This window comes from Capnocytophaga gingivalis, assembly GCF_002302415.1.
GTDB lineage: Bacteria > Bacteroidota > Bacteroidia > Flavobacteriales > Flavobacteriaceae > Capnocytophaga > Capnocytophaga gingivalis.
Genome location: NZ_CP022386.1, coordinates 1,998,604 through 2,016,427, shown reverse-complemented (window position 1 = coordinate 2,016,427; position 17,824 = coordinate 1,998,604). Strand labels below are relative to the sequence as shown.

Annotated in this window: 24 protein-coding genes; 7 read left to right on the top strand and 17 right to left on the bottom strand. The window is 39.9% G+C overall.

The window, feature by feature from the left end; all coding sequences use genetic code 11:
* From CGC50_RS13915 to CGC50_RS09545, 6 genes are all read right to left on the bottom strand, one after another.
* Positions 1 to 177, bottom strand: a complete 177-nt coding sequence (locus CGC50_RS13915; RefSeq protein ID WP_002668845.1) for a hypothetical protein — start codon at positions 175 to 177, stop codon at positions 1 to 3.
* Positions 178 to 248: 71 nt separating this feature from the next.
* Entirely contained in the window at positions 249 to 917 is a 669-nt protein-coding gene (locus tag CGC50_RS09565; RefSeq protein ID WP_095910649.1) for a DUF421 domain-containing protein, read from the bottom strand.
* A gap of 25 nt (positions 918 to 942) precedes the next feature.
* Positions 943 to 1,728, bottom strand: coding sequence for a DUF481 domain-containing protein (locus tag CGC50_RS09560; protein WP_095910648.1), 786 nt, complete (start codon positions 1,726 to 1,728; stop codon positions 943 to 945).
* A 94-nt stretch (positions 1,729 to 1,822) separates the two neighbouring features.
* Positions 1,823 to 2,797 (bottom strand): transporter, encoded by a 975-nt coding sequence (locus CGC50_RS09555; protein ID WP_095910647.1) that lies wholly within the window; start codon positions 2,795 to 2,797, stop codon positions 1,823 to 1,825.
* 9 nt (positions 2,798 to 2,806) lie between these two features.
* Positions 2,807 to 3,421, bottom strand: coding sequence for an endonuclease III domain-containing protein (locus tag CGC50_RS09550; protein WP_095910646.1), 615 nt, complete (start codon positions 3,419 to 3,421; stop codon positions 2,807 to 2,809).
* A gap of 18 nt (positions 3,422 to 3,439) precedes the next feature.
* A complete protein-coding gene (locus CGC50_RS09545) occupies positions 3,440 to 4,414 on the bottom strand; it encodes a hypothetical protein (RefSeq protein WP_095911342.1) in 975 nt (324 codons plus the stop codon).
* Between the two features lie 115 nt (positions 4,415 to 4,529).
* Between CGC50_RS09545 and CGC50_RS09540 the strand changes: the two genes are divergently transcribed.
* The 3 genes from CGC50_RS09540 to CGC50_RS09530 are packed head-to-tail and all read left to right on the top strand — an operon-like array spanning position 4,530 to position 7,251.
* Positions 4,530 to 5,768: a ketopantoate reductase family protein gene (locus tag CGC50_RS09540; protein WP_095910645.1), complete on the top strand. Its 1,239-nt coding sequence runs from the start codon at positions 4,530 to 4,532 to the stop codon at positions 5,766 to 5,768.
* An 18-nt stretch (positions 5,769 to 5,786) separates the two neighbouring features.
* Positions 5,787 to 6,680: a hypothetical protein gene (locus CGC50_RS09535; RefSeq protein WP_095910644.1), complete on the top strand. Its 894-nt coding sequence runs from the start codon at positions 5,787 to 5,789 to the stop codon at positions 6,678 to 6,680.
* Positions 6,649 to 7,251, top strand: a complete 603-nt coding sequence (locus tag CGC50_RS09530) for an alpha/beta hydrolase (protein WP_095910643.1) — start codon at positions 6,649 to 6,651, stop codon at positions 7,249 to 7,251. Before CGC50_RS09535 ends, CGC50_RS09530 begins: the two co-directional genes overlap by 32 nt.
* A gap of 70 nt (positions 7,252 to 7,321) precedes the next feature.
* On the opposite strand, the gene CGC50_RS09525 is transcribed toward CGC50_RS09530, so the two are convergent.
* Entirely contained in the window at positions 7,322 to 7,738 is a 417-nt protein-coding gene (locus CGC50_RS09525) for a nuclear transport factor 2 family protein (RefSeq protein ID WP_095910642.1), read from the bottom strand.
* 134 nt (positions 7,739 to 7,872) lie between these two features.
* Here CGC50_RS09525 and CGC50_RS09520 point away from each other — a divergent pair, with 134 nt between their 5' ends.
* On the top strand, positions 7,873 to 8,196 hold the full coding sequence (locus CGC50_RS09520) for a winged helix-turn-helix transcriptional regulator (protein ID WP_016478853.1): 324 nt from the start codon (positions 7,873 to 7,875) through the stop codon (positions 8,194 to 8,196).
* 67 nt (positions 8,197 to 8,263) lie between these two features.
* Here the strand turns inward: CGC50_RS09520 and CGC50_RS09515 are convergent, their stop codons facing one another.
* Positions 8,264 to 8,809 (bottom strand): NAD(P)H-dependent oxidoreductase, encoded by a 546-nt coding sequence (locus CGC50_RS09515; protein ID WP_009419375.1) that lies wholly within the window; start codon positions 8,807 to 8,809, stop codon positions 8,264 to 8,266.
* Between the two features lie 94 nt (positions 8,810 to 8,903).
* Here CGC50_RS09515 and CGC50_RS09510 point away from each other — a divergent pair, with 94 nt between their 5' ends.
* On the top strand, positions 8,904 to 9,281 hold the full coding sequence (locus CGC50_RS09510) for a winged helix-turn-helix transcriptional regulator (protein WP_016420173.1): 378 nt from the start codon (positions 8,904 to 8,906) through the stop codon (positions 9,279 to 9,281).
* Between the two features lie 44 nt (positions 9,282 to 9,325).
* On the opposite strand, the gene CGC50_RS09505 is transcribed toward CGC50_RS09510, so the two are convergent.
* Both CGC50_RS09505 and CGC50_RS09500 read right to left on the bottom strand, forming a co-directional pair.
* Positions 9,326 to 9,925 carry an NAD(P)H-dependent oxidoreductase gene (locus tag CGC50_RS09505; RefSeq protein WP_095910641.1) on the bottom strand — a complete coding sequence of 200 codons (600 nt, stop codon included), beginning with the start codon at positions 9,923 to 9,925 and terminating at the stop codon, positions 9,326 to 9,328.
* Between the two features lie 139 nt (positions 9,926 to 10,064).
* Positions 10,065 to 10,808 carry a DUF6261 family protein gene (locus CGC50_RS09500; protein ID WP_095910640.1) on the bottom strand — a complete coding sequence of 248 codons (744 nt, stop codon included), beginning with the start codon at positions 10,806 to 10,808 and terminating at the stop codon, positions 10,065 to 10,067.
* A gap of 207 nt (positions 10,809 to 11,015) precedes the next feature.
* Between CGC50_RS09500 and CGC50_RS09495 the strand changes: the two genes are divergently transcribed.
* Both CGC50_RS09495 and CGC50_RS09490 read left to right on the top strand, forming a co-directional pair.
* A complete protein-coding gene (locus CGC50_RS09495) occupies positions 11,016 to 11,552 on the top strand; it encodes a hypothetical protein (protein ID WP_095910639.1) in 537 nt (178 codons plus the stop codon).
* 18 nt (positions 11,553 to 11,570) lie between these two features.
* Positions 11,571 to 11,876, top strand: coding sequence for a DUF1493 family protein (locus CGC50_RS09490; RefSeq protein WP_095910638.1), 306 nt, complete (start codon positions 11,571 to 11,573; stop codon positions 11,874 to 11,876).
* A gap of 476 nt (positions 11,877 to 12,352) precedes the next feature.
* On the opposite strand, the gene CGC50_RS09485 is transcribed toward CGC50_RS09490, so the two are convergent.
* The 7 genes from CGC50_RS09485 to CGC50_RS09455 form a co-directional block, all read right to left on the bottom strand.
* Entirely contained in the window at positions 12,353 to 12,802 is a 450-nt protein-coding gene (locus tag CGC50_RS09485; protein ID WP_095910637.1) for a MarR family winged helix-turn-helix transcriptional regulator, read from the bottom strand.
* Positions 12,777 to 13,229 (bottom strand): EVE domain-containing protein, encoded by a 453-nt coding sequence (locus tag CGC50_RS09480; protein WP_095910636.1) that lies wholly within the window; start codon positions 13,227 to 13,229, stop codon positions 12,777 to 12,779. Before CGC50_RS09480 ends, CGC50_RS09485 begins: the two co-directional genes overlap by 26 nt.
* A gap of 62 nt (positions 13,230 to 13,291) precedes the next feature.
* Entirely contained in the window at positions 13,292 to 13,846 is a 555-nt protein-coding gene (locus CGC50_RS09475) for an NAD(P)H-dependent oxidoreductase (protein WP_095910635.1), read from the bottom strand.
* Between the two features lie 175 nt (positions 13,847 to 14,021).
* Positions 14,022 to 14,273, bottom strand: coding sequence for an alpha/beta fold hydrolase (locus tag CGC50_RS09470; protein ID WP_232781098.1), 252 nt, complete (start codon positions 14,271 to 14,273; stop codon positions 14,022 to 14,024).
* Positions 14,274 to 14,377: 104 nt separating this feature from the next.
* Positions 14,378 to 15,088, bottom strand: a complete 711-nt coding sequence (locus tag CGC50_RS09465) for an ATP-binding cassette domain-containing protein (protein ID WP_095910634.1) — start codon at positions 15,086 to 15,088, stop codon at positions 14,378 to 14,380.
* Positions 15,089 to 15,090: 2 nt separating this feature from the next.
* Positions 15,091 to 16,626, bottom strand: coding sequence for an ABC transporter permease/substrate-binding protein (locus CGC50_RS09460; RefSeq protein WP_095911341.1), 1,536 nt, complete (start codon positions 16,624 to 16,626; stop codon positions 15,091 to 15,093).
* Between the two features lie 13 nt (positions 16,627 to 16,639).
* Positions 16,640 to 17,821 carry an efflux RND transporter periplasmic adaptor subunit gene (locus CGC50_RS09455; RefSeq protein WP_095910633.1) on the bottom strand — a complete coding sequence of 394 codons (1,182 nt, stop codon included), beginning with the start codon at positions 17,819 to 17,821 and terminating at the stop codon, positions 16,640 to 16,642.
* Positions 17,822 to 17,824: the final 3 nt, after the last annotated feature.

Below are 17,824 nucleotides of genomic sequence, written 5' to 3'. Positions count from 1 at the left end.
CTAATTTTCGTATTTTTCAAGTATATTACTCACCATCAAAGCTATCAAATAAGCTATCACCAAACATGTATCCCCTACAATAGCCAGAGGAAACAAGAGAATTGTCCTCAACGTACCCCAAAAGGTCTTTTGGCGTTTCTCTATCAGATGTAGGGTGATGAATATATTCAAGTTCATAATATCTGAATAATTGGGAGCAAATATACAAAAAATTAGCTAATTAACACTTATGTTAATCAGCTAATTTTCTAATTATTATAGGGAACTACTTTTACCTGTCCTCCATAATATTCTGCTAAGAATATCTCTGAGACACTTTCATAGCCTTGCTTGTGGAGCTCTTCCAGTAGCCATTCTTCTGTTTTATCCACATCTTCTAACACCCCTTTATGGATAATACCATCGGTAATAATGGGATATTTAGGATTCTCCTCACCTGCCAATACAACAATCAGTTCACCGTTCTGTTCCAGTACCGCTCTTTTCACATTCTGGATATAATAGACACCCTCTTTGCGGAGCTTAAAGGCAAGATCGTGTGCCGTGATTTTAGCCTTCTTACAGGCTGCTATGTCTATCTTACCACGATTGATCACAATCACCGCTGTTCCGTCTATAAAATGCCTAAAGGCAAGAATTTTGGTCTTAAGCTTTCGTAATCCTATAATAAGAAATGCCCAAATAACCAAGACAATGGCAAACTGGAAGAGTGTAATGGCAGGACTATAAATCACCCCCCCGATGATACCCCCCAGTACATAATTCTGTACCTGATCCATGGCGGAAGTAGGTGCCAAGTTGCCCTTACCAGACTTATTGATAACCAGAGCAATAGCTAACAATCCTAAAAGCAATTTTAGAAATACATCCAAGTAGAAGAATTCTTCTCGGGTTTCTATATAAGGAATAGTAAACATAATACTAATGTGTTAATTTGGTTAATTAAAATGAAACTGTAAGCCCTACTTCAACCAAATGGTAGTCTTTTTTTATAGGGACTATGGGAGCTGTATCGTAGATAAGCCTATAGGCACCACGGATACCTATAGCATTAGTAATACTATAATTCAGGTCAAGAGCTCCTCCAAAACGTGCTTCTTTGAAATAAGTTCTATCAGGCTTTCCCTGATGTATAGCTGTAGTAGTAAGTCCCCATTTCTTAGCCAATTGAAGTTTGTAGCTCAGTGACAAATGGGTCTTGAGACTGCGGCTATAGGCGTGCTCAGGAGTATTGGCATCAGGAGTGGGGTGTTGCCATTTTTCATACTCGAAGAACAATCCCACAGCGGCAAACATCAAGGACGAATTGGTGTTCACCAGTCGATAGCGTGATTGCAACCCTGAGGAAATCTTATGGATCATTCCCCTACTCTCCGCCCATTGTGATTCCACATAAGGGTACACCTCAAAAGCATGATCCAAGAGGTAGCGGTATTCCATATGTACATATCCTCCACTTAGGATTACCTGCTTGCCATAAGTAGAAAGCTCAAACTTGTTGATGACATTGATCAGCCTATTGTGATTGATAAGCAAGTTGAGATTGGCCGTATTCTTAAAGGTAAAGACATTTTCCTTTTCGGTTTTAAAATCTATCTCAGGCATGAGGCTTCCCTGTAGGGTTTTGGTACTGTCTATGGTCATCGTGAGATTTTCGGAGAACAGCATTTGTGAATAGGCTGTAACCGAAGAAAGCAGTGCTAATAATAGATAAAGTAATTTTTTCATAGCATGTAAAACTTTTCTTTTTCAGGGGGCAAAGGTAGAAATATTTTTTAATTATCAAATAGAACAAATAAGCGATTAAAAATCTGATTTATCCTCAAGCTTTGTATTTACCTTTTTTCCATATTTCAATAGAGTTAATGATATTCTGCCAAAGAATATAACAACCTGGCCCTACGGTAGAAAGCGGATGCAAGTAAGTAGCCGCTATCCAGATAGCAAAAGCGGTATTCTTCTGTCCTAAGGCTTGCCCCGATTCTATGGAAGTGCCAAAAAATCTGCCTATATAACGCCCTACAGCATATTGGAGCAGACATAACACTAATCCCGAAAATCCTATGAGCAACAGAAATAATACACTTGTCCCCGCGTGGAAAATGTTCTTGAGGGTAGTGCCGGTAACGATCATCAACGAGCAACCCCAAAGATAAAAAGAGAGGTCGGGGATGTGGATAAGCCACTGATGAAACCGACGTAATTGTTGCAAACTTTTAGTAAGAAGTGCTAATAACATCGGTACGACCAGCACCAAACATACCTTCTGCATTATCAGCGAGAAAGCTCCCCAGAAGGTCATCTGCGAGGCTGGTTCTATCAGCGGAAAACACACAGGGATAAGCAATGCACAAAGCAGGTTCGAGAGAAAAGTATAAGTAGTCATCTGCTCCAAATTGCCACCGAGCTTGAGAGTTACCACCGCGGCCGCAGCTGCACACGGACTTATAATGCACGCCAACACACTCTCCAAGAGGATTAGTTCTTTCCCCCGAATACCAAAGAAGAGAATTGCTCCCGTGATACTCCCTACCAAAATACACTGCACTACTATCATCCACCAATGCCACGGAACAGGCGCCAACTTTTTAAAGTCTACTTTGCAGAAAGTAACATATAGAATAAGGAACATAAAAAGTGGTAAAATAGCCTCGAATATAGGAGCAAACCACTGTGAAAGTCCCTCTAAAGCAGGTGTATAATAAAACAACAAATACACTCCCGCCCCTATGCTCATCGAGATAGGAAGCGTCCAAGTACGAGCCACACGGGCTATCAAAAGAAGAATACGATTCATTTGTACTAATTATTCTAACAACCATTGTTCATCGGTAAAACCTTTGCGGTAAGCCTTGCCGTGTACATCAATCACAGCGTGCCATTCTTGACAGGTTTCTAAGGGAATTTCAGCCACTAAGGGCATACACTCTTCGCGGAGGGCTTTATAGGTTTGTGCAGAAGAGAGATTCAGGCGGTTCAAAAGTCGTATAGCGTACTGGTCGGCAATGAAGACCTTTCGCTCAAAGATGTACAACAACATTGCATCGGCAGTTTCTTCCCCCACACCTTTGATAGAGAGCAGTTCCTTGCGAAGTTCCTCAGTAGGGATAGCTTGAAACTTCTGTAAGGACGCTCCATGTGACACGTACCATTCTATGAGGGCTTTGATGTAAGTGCTTTTTTGCTTGTAGAAGCCTGCCGGACGTATATATTCCTGTAAAGTATTCAGTTCCATAGCATGTAAAGCCTCTACCGATAGTTTACCCTCTAAGTTTGCAAGCGCTTTTTCGGTATTCTCTTGGGTAGTTTGCTGAATGAGAATCATCGAAATCCAGTCGGTAATGCGATTGGGGTCATTCCACCAATATTGCTTGCCATAATGGGCTAATAATTTATTGAAAACTCTGATTTTTTGAGACATAAAAACTAATGTCTAATTTTATAAGTTATTGTAATTACACAAAGATATTTCTTTTAAACCTCTGTCGAAAAGAGAGGTCAAGCAAAGGTTACCTGTGATATTTTGGAGTTTGTGTTTTGTCATTCCTTTAGGTAAGAAAATATTGCCATATTCGCGTGTGGTGAGCGAAAAGACTTTTTGATTGCCCTTCCATTCATCGGTTTTAAAAATAGGTGTTAGTATCACATATTCTGAGTCTGTGAAACAGCCATTGACACCGCGTTTTTTATAATCGGTATGCAAATTGTCCGATTCGATAATTTTCTCGATTACCTTCCCTTCGGCAGAAATTTGTGCGAGCGCATAATAATCCATTCCCCATTTATTGACCGATGAAGCGCTTTCACCTGGAATGAAGGCGTAGATTTTTTTATTCGATATTTTAAGACTGTCTATTTTTGGGGTATCGGTGGTTCTGTTGTCACAATGCGTAAATGCTTTTTTATCTATTTTTGAAAAAGATTTCCATTTGGCAGTTTTTGCTACCTCATCAAACTCTAAAAGGGCAAAACATCTTGCATTGCCGTAATAAACTTCATTTTCAAAGCAAACGGGAATTATTTGGCTATCCGATATATTTTGAAAATACCGCTGCTGAGCCTTCTCTGGTACAATGTTATATCTGAGTAATGATTTATTTTTTATCGAAATGAGTGCTGGTGACGAATGTACCTCTGAGTAATACCGCACTTCTTTTGCCGAGATGATGATGCCAAACCCTTCTTTATATCTGAAAAGGACAGGATAATCTCTGTTGGATGTTGGGGTATATTCAATGGGAATCTTTTTGACGCCTTCGGTTGAAAGAACAAGGGCGTAATGTTTATGCCAATCGGTATGATCAGAAGTTAGGATTACAGCTGTTCCATCGGGTAGTAAAGTTGAAGCATAAACAAATGAGAATTCATTGTCAAATTCCCATTTTCTCAAAAGTGTTAGTTTAAAATCGCTCATATCCTTTTTTTTTGCTGCCAATTTACTTGGCAAAGGTACTAAATAATTTGCTAATTAGCTAATTAGCAAATTGACTAATTATTATTATCTTTGTGCTTTAAAAAAACATATTATTATGGAATTGCAAGTAGGAAAGAGCTATCGGGTAAAAAATGATATTTTCAGCTTTAAAGCGGGTGAAGTTTGGTCGTTAGTAGATGAGGGATACCAAGCGTACTTCGGCGAACACAATTTTGTATTCGTTAATGCCGAGAAAAATTGTCACTTTATGGTATTACGAAATACTTCCGATGAAGATATGGAAATAGGATGCCATTTGGATAGGTATTTTGAGGAAATTGAAGGGGATGATAATAATTTCATATCTTTGTCCTTAGATAAAAAAGACACTATGAAAATCTTAGTAATAGGCATAGGCGTTATAGGTTCTATTTACGGCTATGTGTTTTCTAAAGCAGGACACACAGTAACACATTACCTTAGAAAAGACAGTAAAAAGAATAACATACACACTTTAAACGTTCATATCTTGGACGGGCGTGGACACAAGAAAGGACTTTCGTATACCGATAGCTATTCTATTGAGCACGCCACAGAAAAAGAGTATGATTTTATCTTCATTGCGGTACCTTCTGGAAAATTAGCAAGTGTGATAGAAGAACTCAATAGAGAGCATATTACAGGAACACTGCTCATTGCTTGTGGTATTTGGGAAGATAAGAATTATCTGGAAAAACTCTTAGGTAATCGTCCTTATGTGTTGGGTTATCCCGTAGCAGGAGGCAATTTAGAAGGTGAGACCCTTAATGCTTGTCTGTTTGACCATTTTATGCTGGAGAGCAAAGCAAAAACTACTATCGATAATTATGACGATTTAGTAAAGCTTTTTAGCGATTGCAACATAGTCTTAGAACACCCTTACGATATGCTCGAATGGATATGGTTACATCTGGCTATTAATGCGGGAGTTATTTCGGTAGCAAGTACTACAATGGAAAATTATAGCAATAATGCACAAACTACTGAGGCAGCCGAGAAGCTAATGCAGTCTGCCAAACTACTGAAGCAAGCCGTAAAATCGATACGTGAAACGGTGAAGATAGTAGCCTCACGAGGGGTGGTACTAAAACACTACAACAACGAGTTACTACTACCTTACAAATTGCCTACTTTCCTTTCAGCACCTTTGATGAAAAGAATGTTTGCCAACAATATCCTCACCCAAAAAATAATGACCCTCCACAACAATCTCCCCGACTTATTATATATATGCAAGTGCGTGTATGAAGAAGGTAAGAAAAAAGGTATAGAAGCACCTTTGTTCTATAAAAATTGCAGCAAGTTACCAATCTAATAGAAAATTAGCAATAAAATGAAAAGACTACATCCTTTATTATTAGTCCTCCTTTGGGGGCAAAATATACTATGGGCGCAAAAAGCAGTATTAGTTAGAACACAATACGAAAGCTATGCCATAGACAATGAAACCGATTCACTACTCCCTGACAGAAAGGAGAGCCGTGAATACTATACCTTTTTGCACTTCAACCGTAGAAAGGATACTTTATTTGTCCATCAAAAAGATACCCCAAAGGATATAGCGCAAAAAGATGCCTTTTCCTATTTTCTCACTACGAAAAAAATAGATGCCGATAAGCTACAACTACTTATAGGCGATAGAAATTACACCCATACACTTTTATTTTACGTTGAAAGTCCCAATATCATACGTGTAAATAGAGATAGTTATGTACTCAGTGATGAATACAACCACTTTCTAAAGAAGAAAATATTCAAAAAGAGGGATATTGCGACTATTTTAGATTTTTTAGACGACCAATTCGGGGATTATTTTATAGATACGGAAGTATTTATGATAAGCACTAAGGACAAATACAAAAAGAACCTAAAAATGTATGGTGGCACTGTCCTCAACGAAGCAGATACCACTGTTTATAGTACTTTATATGCAGCACACGATGATAAAGGTCTTCGAATGTCAGGAAAAGTAAATACCAATGTTCCCGAATTACCTTTTTCACTTGACAAGAAAAGAAAATATATAGATACTGATAAAATAGTTTTTAAAATAAAGGAACAAACTCCCAAAAACAACGCCACTTATACCCAAGAAATCTATTTCTCAGGCGAAAAGTTTATAGAAAAAGGTGAATATACCCAATACGGACTTAATATAACTACGTTTTATACGAAAACTATAGAGAAAATAAAAAATGAAAAATGCGGTTATATACATACATGGTAAGGGCGGAAATGCAGCAGAAGCTAATCACTATAGAAAGTTTTTTAGTGATGAATATGAAGTAATAGGGTTTGACTATAAATCAGAATTTCCTTGGGAAGCCAAAGAAGAATTTCCAAAATTCTTTGACTTCATAGCCTCACAGTATAGCAGTGTCGTCTTAATAGCCAATAGTATAGGAACTTATTATGCTATGTTGTCGTTGGCAGATAAATCTATTAAAAAAGCTATGTTTGTCTCGCCAATCGTAGATATGGAGCACATCATTTTAAATATGATGATCCTCTCCAAAGTATCAGAGAAAACACTATATGAAGAAAAAGTAATCAAAACCTCTTTTGGAGAAACTTTATCTTGGGAATATCTTTCTTATGTTAGAACTCATCCAATAACTTGGAATGTACCTACAAATATTCTTTATGCTGAGAATGATACGATAACTTCTTTCGAAACAATAACGAATTTTGCAAATAGCATTGGGGCAACTCTAACCATTATGAATGATGGCGAACATTGGTTTCATACAGAAGAGCAAATAATCTTTTTGGACAATTGGTTTAAGAAGTTTGTATAACGCATTTCAAATGCCACTGGTTAGGAAATAAAAATCCCCGCTCATAGTATTCTCTACGAGCGGGGAAATATTATTTTTGTTGGTTAGATAACCTGAGGGCTTCTGTCCAAAAAGCGTCTTCTTCGTCTATGTGTTCAGAGAATAACCAAACCTCTTGTATTTTGTCGTTCTCTACCCGATAGAGATCAATACCTCTCATTCGCATACTTTTGTCAAAAGCAAAGACCTCAAAAGCGACGGCAGCAGCTACCAAAGGGTCGTTTTCGGTGATATAATCAATTTGGTCAATAGCAAAAGTGCCTCCACTGAGCTGTGCCATTCTTCCTAAATGAGAGAATACAGCCTCTTTACCTTTGTAACTACCGGAAAGAGCCCCTTTCCCTGGTTGGTGCCATACTAAGTCATCAGCTAATAAACTGCCTACTTTCTCAAAATCTCCTTTAGCTAAGGAGACATAAAACTGATGTACAATTTCTGTTTTTGTCATTTTTATATGAATTTTTTTTTGTTATTTCACCGCAAAATTATACCTTTGTATCCAAGCACACAAGTACTTACGAGAAAGTAAGCACCTTACAAAAAAGTTAGAATTACTCAGTATCAAATAGAAAAAATATTGCGATGAACGAAAAAAATATTAACAAAGACTGTCCTGTATGGCGAACAATGCAAATAATGGGAAGCAAATGGGCAATGCTTATACTGTTTCATCTCAGTCAGCGCACACATCGTTATGGGGAACTAAAGCGTGCCATTCCACAAGTGAGTGAAAAAGTACTTAATGAAGAACTAAAAACGCTCTGCACTCATCAATTAGTAGCAAAAGTGAGTTATCCAGAAGTACCCCCGCGAGTGGAGTATTCCCTTACCGATTTAGGTAAAGAAGCCTTACCTATCATAGAAGCGATTATCCGTTTTGGAAATGACCACTTGAAGAATAACTAATAAAAAACCTCCCCACTCGTAGCATTTCCTACCAGTAGGGAGGGTGTTTTTTATCCTAATTTGCGTGTTATTTCAGCGAAGAAAGAAATGCTAACAATCGCTGGGCTTGCGCTTTGGCTTTTGCTTCTATATCCTCTTTGGTATAACCTGCATTTACTGATGTTCCGTGAAAATATAGAGGCTCTACATACTTCATCTGCGCATAATAAGCCGTTTGCGCTAAGTTCTTGCAAAACTCGTATACTTTGAAATGGTGTTCTCCCAAAGTGTGATATTCACTTTCGGGTGCCCCAACGGTAAAACTTGGGATAAAATATTTCCCTTTGAGCTTATCTCCTTGTGAACCATAAGCAAACTGATACGTGAAAACCTCATCAAACCAATGCTTGAGTATCGCTGGCATATTATACCAATAAAAAGGATATTGAAAGATAACCTCTTGATGCTTGAGTAAGGCTTCTTGCTCTGCTTTTACATCTATTTGAAAGGTAGGGTATAGCGCTGATAAATTTCTGATTTCAAAATCTATGTCGCTACGAGAAAGCTCCTCTATGATAGCCTTATTGGCTATCGATTGGTCAAAATGGGGGTGTGCTAAAATTACTAATGCCATATTGAAATTATTTTTTAATTTTGTCGCAAAATTATAGTACAACTTTCAATCTGGCAATAACTATCTAAATAGATACTTTATAATTTCAACTATTATGGAAACAAAAATAGAGTGTACTGCCCCCAGCGTTCGCTTAGGAGAAAAAACCTATCCTTGCACCATTGCCGTAGCGATGGATTTGATAGGAGGAAAATGGAAAGCCGTGATTTTGTATCACCTTAAAGAAGGTGAAAAGCGATTTAGCGAACTGAAAAAAGACCTCTATTCGGTAACCGAAACTACGCTGAGTATCCAGCTAAAACAATTGGAAAACGATGAGCTTATTTCTAAAGTTGTCTATGGTAAGAAGCCTCCTTTGGTGGCTATCTATTCACTCACCGACTTAGGGAAATCTTTTTTGCCTATACTCGATGCCCTTACCCAATGGGGAAATAAAATTGTGCTTGAAAAAGGAACTTTCCTAACGGAATGAAAAATAAAAAAAGCGGTCACTTTTTTATAAGTAACCGCTTTTCTTTATTTATTTCCAAAGATATTCTTCAAATGGGCGATATGGGCTTGCTTGTAGGCTTCAATTCTTTCGGGAGTACCGTTTTTCCTTACGTCATAGAAATGAAAACCTTCCAAAGGCGAGAGTCCTACGAACTTATTCATCTTGTGGAAACCAAATAGCACCCCATCGTCTACAGATGTTTGGTCGAAAAAGTCATTCGGCTGAGTAAAAGATGCCAAAGGCGCATTCCACGTGGTGGTAACCATATATTTTTTGCCTTGCATCAGTCCGCCTGTACCGTAATTGATATCAGGGTTAGCACTCGAACGACCGTCATTAGGGCAAATGATGTCCATCCCTGCGTTAAAAACCTCGTCGATGTATTGCTTCAAGCCATAAGGTACCTGAAACCACCAAATAGGCGTATGATAGATAATCACATCGGCACCTGCTATTTTTTCCGCTTCTGCTCTGGGGTCGTACGGATCATTAATACAAGTAGACTGCACCTGATAGCCCAGTTCCTCAAGCGTTTGGCGTGTCCATTCTGTTATGCTGGCGTTGAGGGTACCGCCACCTCCGTGAAATTTTTGTCCCCCGTTGATAATAAAAATCTTTTTCATTTTTCTTTCATTTGTAAATTTAGGGGGCAAAAATAATCATTAATTAGCGAATTTGCAAATTAGCGAATTTGCAAATAAAACCCTCCCCACTTATAGTATTCTCTACCAGTGGGGAGGGTTTTGTATCTTTTCCAAAAGCTTATGACTTGGTGGAAGTCGTTGGGGTATCTTTACCTTTAGCACTGCGAGTGGAACGTACTTTAATAGCAGTGTTCGTATCGGTGATGATTTGCGTTACAGTATCGGCGAAATGGCGGTACTTGGTCGCATCTACCATTTTCATTGTAGTGGCATAAGGCACGAGCTTTTCGTTGATGAGCGTGAGCATAGGGGCTTTCATCTGAGTAGCCGAATCCTGCTTTACGTTATGCGCCAACGTTTTCTCATAGCCTACACGATGCGTATTGAACGCCTCTTGCGCCTGCCGTATTCCGTCTATACACTCGGTTACCCCTTGTAGTTCTGCTATGAGGGTCGTAAGGTCTGGGGATTGCAAATCCTTCAGAAGCGCAGCGATATAGGACGATTTATCCGTATAATTTTTCTGGATAAGTCGTAACCCATACTTGGAAAACACCTTGTGCAGGCGTTCGCCCTTTTGCTTAACGGTAGCGATGGGCATAGCGCGATAACCTTCGATTACCTTGGAAAAAGTGCGAATAGCGTTGTTGCGCACTTTGTCAGCCTTTTCGAGTTCAGAGACTCCTTTATCGCGCTTGATAGCCTCGGTAAGATTAGCCGAGAGCGTTTCCATTTCGGTAAATAGAGATTTAAGAAAAGCGTCCTCAGCGAGGGCGGTTTCGCTCTTGAAGAGCGCCACGAGGCGGTCGGAAGTATCATCCACCTCAGTGATACGGGCTTTTTGTAATAGCTTAATTCCCATAGTTTTGATATTTTTGTGCTTTTAGCTGTTAATTTTCTACTACAAAAGTACGAATTATTTTTGAATTGACAAGAGGTCGATTAATATTTTTTTATTATCTTTGCCTCATAAAATATTTGTGAAAAAAGATTTAATCCATCTTTTCTATTTTCTATATTAAAAGGTGGAATTAAGTATAATATGAAAAATAAATAAATAAACAAAAATATGAATGAATATTTATTTGATCAAAAAATTATATCATTAGTAGAAGACGCAAAAAAAAGAACTTTAAAGAAAATATATAGCTCTAATATATATGATCCTAAGATAGAATTAGAATATGAATTGAATAAGTCTTTTATAATGTCAGGATATAGTAGCTATGGTTTTAATAGAAATAGATTTGATATACAGCTAAAATATCTAAAAGAAGATACTACAAATATTCATTATCCTACCTATAAATCAATTATAGGAGGAGCTATGGTTTTATCAGGACAACCATTTCTAAAAAAGAGATTTGTTATGAAAGGTTCTGCTGCAGGTACATCTATTGCTTCAAAATATTTATCAAAAATATTACCCCAAAAAATGCCTTTTCGTATTATTGGTACAAAAGTTTTAGGAAGAGCTATAGGAAGAGCTATTCCTTATGTAGGATGGGCATTATTAGCTATAGATGCAATAGAACTAGTAATTGAGTTATATGAAGATAACAAATCTGAAGGAGGGTATTATGAAAAAGAGAATTTAAAATGGTAACTAATCAAAAAAAACAATATGAATATTCTCCTACAAGAAAAATTTGAAGAATTACTCTATCGGTATACAGATAAAAGGAATATTCCCCCAGAGAGTGCTATTAATGCGGATTTGCATATCCAAGGGGATGATGCCGTTGATTTCCTTAGTGAGTTTGCTACGATTTTTGAGGTGGATATTACACTCTTTCCTTTTGAGAAATATTTTTATAACGAAGGGGAACTTTCTTATCTTTGGCTACTGAGAATTTTCAAACGCTCTTCTAAAAAGCCATTGCTTGTTTCTCATTTACTTCAAGCCATTCAATCTAAAAAACTCCCATAACCACCCATTGCCCGCGAGAAAATGGTATCTTTATAAATATTTTAGGCTTTTTCCTGCGGGAAAAAGCCTAAAATATTCGTTTTTATATCTTTTTTCGGAATGCCAAAGCTTGCCCAAGTGATAAGTTAGCCTTTGGGAAAAATGCCACAAGTTCATAAAGTGTTTTTGTAAGGTTTTTTCACCTGAAAAATACCTAAAACACCCCTTGTGTTGCTGTTTTTCGTTATGCCATTAGCTAAAAAAGCATTTGCGCTATGCGTGGCACAAGGGAAAACGCTTTTCTTTATTCTCTGTTGTTCATTGTCCAGCAGTCGGTGATTTTTCCGTCTTTAATTTTTAGAAAATCAGTACCTACTTTCACGGCTTTTTTATCTCCTAATGTAGCGGTTACGCGCCTCTTCCTTCTTCAAAGCATTCAATCCATTAATACCCAAAAGAAAACTATATAAAGGATAGCAAGGAGCAAAACAATTCTGCTAATTCGTCAAAAGTTTATGCAGTTGAGCGTTGAACGAGGGTTGTTCGGTTGCCAAAATACTGAAAAATTCATCATCGAAAGCCTCGACCTTAGCGACGGCTTGCGCGATGAGTTCGGCACCTTGAGCGGTGATAGCAACTACTTTGGCGCGGGTGTCGGTCTTGTGTTCTTCCCTTGTGATGAGGTTTTTGCTCTGCAAAGTACGCACCACTTGCGAGGTAGTCATTGGGTCTATCTTGGTGAAATTTGCCAAAGACACCTGCGTGATTTCCTTTCCTTGTTGGGCGAACCACTGGGCACTCGCCAAGAGTACAAACTGGGGGTGTGTGAGGTCGAAAGGTTGCAACACTTTTTTGATTCCGCGTTGCCATAACATACTTACCTGCCAAAGTAAAAGCCCTGAGCTTTCTTCGGCTCTTAAACTAAAAATTGAGTGCTGAGAGGTCATTGTGTAACATTTTAGAGGCTATAAGTTTAAAATCGTTCTCGGATATTTCCAAAATACCAAAGCGAAAAGGATATCCCCACGCTTTTTTGTTGGGGATAAAGTCCAATAGCTCGATAAGGTCGGCTATGGGTGTTTCTTCGCAGTCTACAAAAGTAATATTTCTCCTAAACGGACAGAAATTTTCACTCATCTGAAAGGCATAGACTTCCTCGTCTTTCACTCTGCCAATAGCCGTGAAGGCTTGGCATTTGTCTTCTTTTCCAAAATAGCGTTTGGAAGAGTAATAGAGAATACCGTCCCCCTCCTGCATACGCTTCAAAGGCTGTGCCTTGCCGTGGCAAGCTTGGGCAAATCCTCCCGCAACGCCCATTTGTACGTGGTCTCTGCTCGCCACGATAATCCAATATTTGATAGGTCTGTTTTTCATTTATAAATGGAATAAAAACCGTGTGACACACTGCCACACGGCGATTTTTATCAATTGTAAAATTAGTTTAATTCTTTGATTTTCGCAACCAATCGAGCGGCGTGCTCTTTGGCTCTTTGTTGTAGGGTTGTAAGTACTTCTTTGGGCATTACCTCTGGAATGTACTTCATTCCGTAAGAGATGACAGGCTCTTGGAATAGCATTTTGCAATGATTGGCAGTTTGGCGGTGAATATTGAGAAAATCGGTAAACGGATAGTTCTGTGCGCCACCGTGTTGGTAAGCCTCTTCAGGTGCTCCAGTAGTGAAAGAAAGGATAAGTTTCTTGCCCATCAGCTTGTTGTCGCCATAAGCAAAGCCGTGTGAAAACACGTTGTCTAACCATTTTTTCAGCAAGGCAGGAAGCGAATACCAATTCACAGGGAACTGCCATACAATTACATCTGCTTTTACAAGTTTAGCTTGTTCGGCAGTTACATCAATTTGATAGTTAGGGTAGAGAGCTTGCAAGTTACTTACTTCAGCCTCAGGGAGCAAGCGTTTTACTTCTTCTAAAATAGCCTTGTTGGCGTTAGACGTCTCCATAGTAGGATGCCCGTTGATAATTAAAACATTCATATATAATTTAAATTTACTTCTTTATTCGGGCGCAAAGGTAGTATGTTTTTATATAATAAGCAAACTTACTATATATTATTTTATAAATATTTTTTTAAGGTGTAGGTATTACTATGAGTTAGGGATATAAAAACTCCCCGCCGATAGATTTCTCTACAAGCGGGGATTTTATATCCTAATGTTTTTTTATAAACTCTGTAATCTCAGTAGCGGTTTTGTTGCGAGCTTCTTCAGAAGTAAAGCTGTGGTCTACTTGAGGGAGGAGTATTAATTGACTGTTCTTGTACCCTTGGTGGTAGCGCTCGCCATAGGTATAAGGGACTACCACATCCCAAGTGCCGTGAATAACAAGGGCTGGTCCTTTATACTCTTTGGCAGTTTCGTATATAGGGAGCGTTTGAGCGGTGGCGATATAGTCGTGCCCCATACGCAATCCTCTGGAGCGTAGGGATAAGGCGTTCTTCTACTTGTAATTGATGAGCATCGCCTGCTTGGTAAATAACAATTGCTTTCATTTAATATGCTAATTTGCTAATTTGCTAATTGTTTAACAAACTCATTGGCAGGGTGTTGTTTTATCATTTCGGGGGTGTCGTATTGCTGAATGACTCCCTTGTCCAACACCAATACTTTGGCACCCAGTGTTAAGGCTTCGGCGATGTCGTGGGTAACGAATACTATGGTAACGCCTGTTTGCTGATGTAGCGCTTTGAGCTCGCGCTGTAGCTGCTTGCGGGTGATGCTGTCTAACGCACCAAATGGCTCGTCCATTAGTATGATGTTAGGATTAGCAGCCAAGGCTCTTGCAATCCCTACCCGTTGTTGTTGTCCGCCCGAAAGCTGGTGGGGGAATCGGTTGGCGAGTTCGGGGGCAAGGTTTACCTGTTGTAGTTTTTCGGTGACAATGCGCTCTATATCGGTTTTTGAGTACTTTTTTAGGTGGAGTACATAGGCGATATTCTCGGCAACGGTAAGGTGTGGGAAAAGGATATTCCCCTGAATTACATAACCTATATTGCGACGTAGGGCAATGAGGTCTTCGGCTAAAATATTCTTGCCATTAATATGTATTTCGCCCTTGTCGGGTAATACCAATCCATTTATCATTTTTAGGACGGTGGTTTTGCCAGAACCTGAAGTGCCTATGATAGTGAGGAAAGTACCGCTTTCAATGGTGAGGTTGAAGTCAGAGATGATTTCCTTGCCGTTATAGCTTTTGTATATGTGGGTGAATGTTATCATTGTTATGGGTGTAAAAGTCCTTTTTGTAGCAGAAAGTTCTTAGCAACTTCTTCAGGTCGTTTCCTTTCAGTTTCTACTAAGAAGTTGAGGTGCGCCATCGTGCTATCGTCTATTAGCTGGTTCAGCTTTACCAAAGTAGTGCGCAGGGTGGGGTAGGTGGTCAGTAGCTCGGTGCGTACCACTGTGCCTGCCTTGTAGGAGGGGTACATATTACGGTCGTCTTGCAGTACCACCACCTCACTTACTGATAGCTGCCCATCGGTAGTGAAAACCACCATAGCGTCAATCTTTTTATCACGCATCGCTTGGTATTTCAGTCCGATGTCCATATCGAGTACCTTTCTAAAGTGCATTCCATATACCTCTTGTAGTGCTTTGTAACCGTCTTCTCGCTCAAAGAAGTCATATTCAGCCCCAAAGATAAGTCGCTCGCTCACCTTAGCCAAGTCAGTAAAAGTTTTAAGCTGGTATTGCTGGGCTATCTCTTTGCTCACTGCCAAGCTATAAGTATTGTTGAAGCCATATAGGTTAGCCCATTCTAAGCCATATTGTTTTTTATAGGCAGCTTCTAAGTCGGCGAACTTGTTCTCGTTGTAAGGGTCTTTGCATTTGAGTACTGCTTCCCACGCAGTACCGGTGTACTCGGGGTACATATCAAAGTCTCCACGCGCTATAGCAGGGTGAATGTTAGAGGTGCCACCCCCTACACCATTGGTCAGTCGCACCGAAAGCCCCGTGTCTTGTTCAATAAGCAAAGAAAGCATCTGCCCCAGCAAATAGCTCTCAGTCATCGGTTTGGTAGCGATATGTATATCCTTCGTTTTCTTAGGCGAAAGCACAAAGAAGAGAGTGATAAGCAGTGCCAAAATGCCTATCCCTACCAGCTTTAGCGGATTGCGCTTATAGGCAACTTCACGGTGTACCAATCGTTGCTCTACTTTTGCCAAAAGAAAATCAAAACCTAAAGCCAAGAGCGCAATCAGCACACTGCCTATGAGGGTCATCGCACTATTATTGGTGGTGATACCACGATAGATAGCCACACCCAAGCCCCCAGCACCTACAAACGAGGCAATCCCTGCCAGCGCAATGGTCATCGTCACCATATTGCGAATACCCGACATTAGTACAGGCAGGGCTAAAGGAAGTTTGATTTTCCAAAGCAGTTGCTTGCGGGTGCTACCCATTGCCTCTGCAGCTTCTACAATCAGCGGATTGATTTGGGTAATACCCGTATAAGTACTGCGGATAATAGGCAGTAAAGCATAGAGTATTAGAGCGATAAGGGCAGTGAGGTTCCCTACCCCTGTAATAGTGATAAAGAAACCCAATAAAGCGATAGAGGGGATAGTATAGAGCACATTCACAGCCCCCAAGAGCCAAACGGCATACTTGCGGTACTCGCTGATAAAGATCCCCAATAGCAGCCCTATAAACGTTGCGATAACAATTGCCAAGAGCGAGATAAGCAAATGCTCAGCAGTCAGGTGCAGGAAGAACGGCGCTTCCTCATGGAGAAGAGAGATAAGATTTGTCAATATGTTCATTAGTTTAGTCTTCGTGTTCGCCGCTATTGACCAAGGTAGCATTGATAAAAAAGGCGCCTTTGGTGGCGATTGTTTGCTCGAAGGCGATCGGTTTTACTGGGGCGATAGCGGTATAGCCACTTTCGGAAGCGCCTTTGGCTACTTCTATTTTCTCGAAGGTGGTTTCCTTATTGTCAGTGTGAGTGACGACAAAGATGTATGATTTGCCACTATCTTCTACGATGGCATCATTGGGTACTGCAGGCGCCGTTTCTTTGTCTAGGCTGATAACCCCTGTTACGTTCATTCCGCTGATAAGTCCTTGTTTGTCTCCCTCTATGTGGCAATGTACGATGATACTTTTACTTTCATTCTCAAATGAAGCGGCGATGTTGTACACTTGGGCATCGTATTCACCAGAAGTATTGTTAGTCGGGTTGAAGTGTACCTGTTGTCCTACTTTGATATAAGGCAGGTCGCGCTCATATACTTGCAAATGTAGGTGTAGTGAACTGTTGTCTATGATCTCCACGATAGGGGTGGAGGCATCTACATAAGCCCCATTGTTAGTATATACCGCACTGATATTCCCACTGATAGGAGCTACTACGGCCAAGGTAGATTGCATCCCCTCATTGGTTAGGGTTTTGGGGTTCAAGCCCATTAGGCGTATTTGCTCTTCGAGGGCTGCTTTTTCAGTGCGTAGGGTACGCAGTTGGGTAGTGGCAGCTTGTAAGTTCTTACCCGTACCGGCATTGCCTTCGTAGAGGATCTGCTGGCGGTCAAGCTCTTGCTGGGCAAGTTCGATTTGGCTATTTACGGTGAGCAAGCGCTGTTGCTGTTGTAGAAAATCGGGATTGGAAATGGTAGCAATTACCTGCCCTTTGTGGACATAGGCGCCTATTTCTACCTTTACACTTTGGATAATCCCTGTATATATACTCGATACCTTTGCCTGATAGTCGGCAGGCACACTCAGTACCCCATTGGCTTTCAGGGTAGCGCTGAGGGCTTTTTGTTCTATATGCCCCAGGCGAATGTCTACCGTTTTGATTTGCGTTTGGGTCAGGGTGGTCGTATTCTCTTCCTCGTGGTGGTGTTCTTCTTCCGCTTCCTGGTGGTCAGCGGTAGAGGTGTTATTATTACAAGCGGATAAAATGAAGAGTGTGATAAGGATAAAAGCGATTTTTATACTGTATTTTTTCATGTG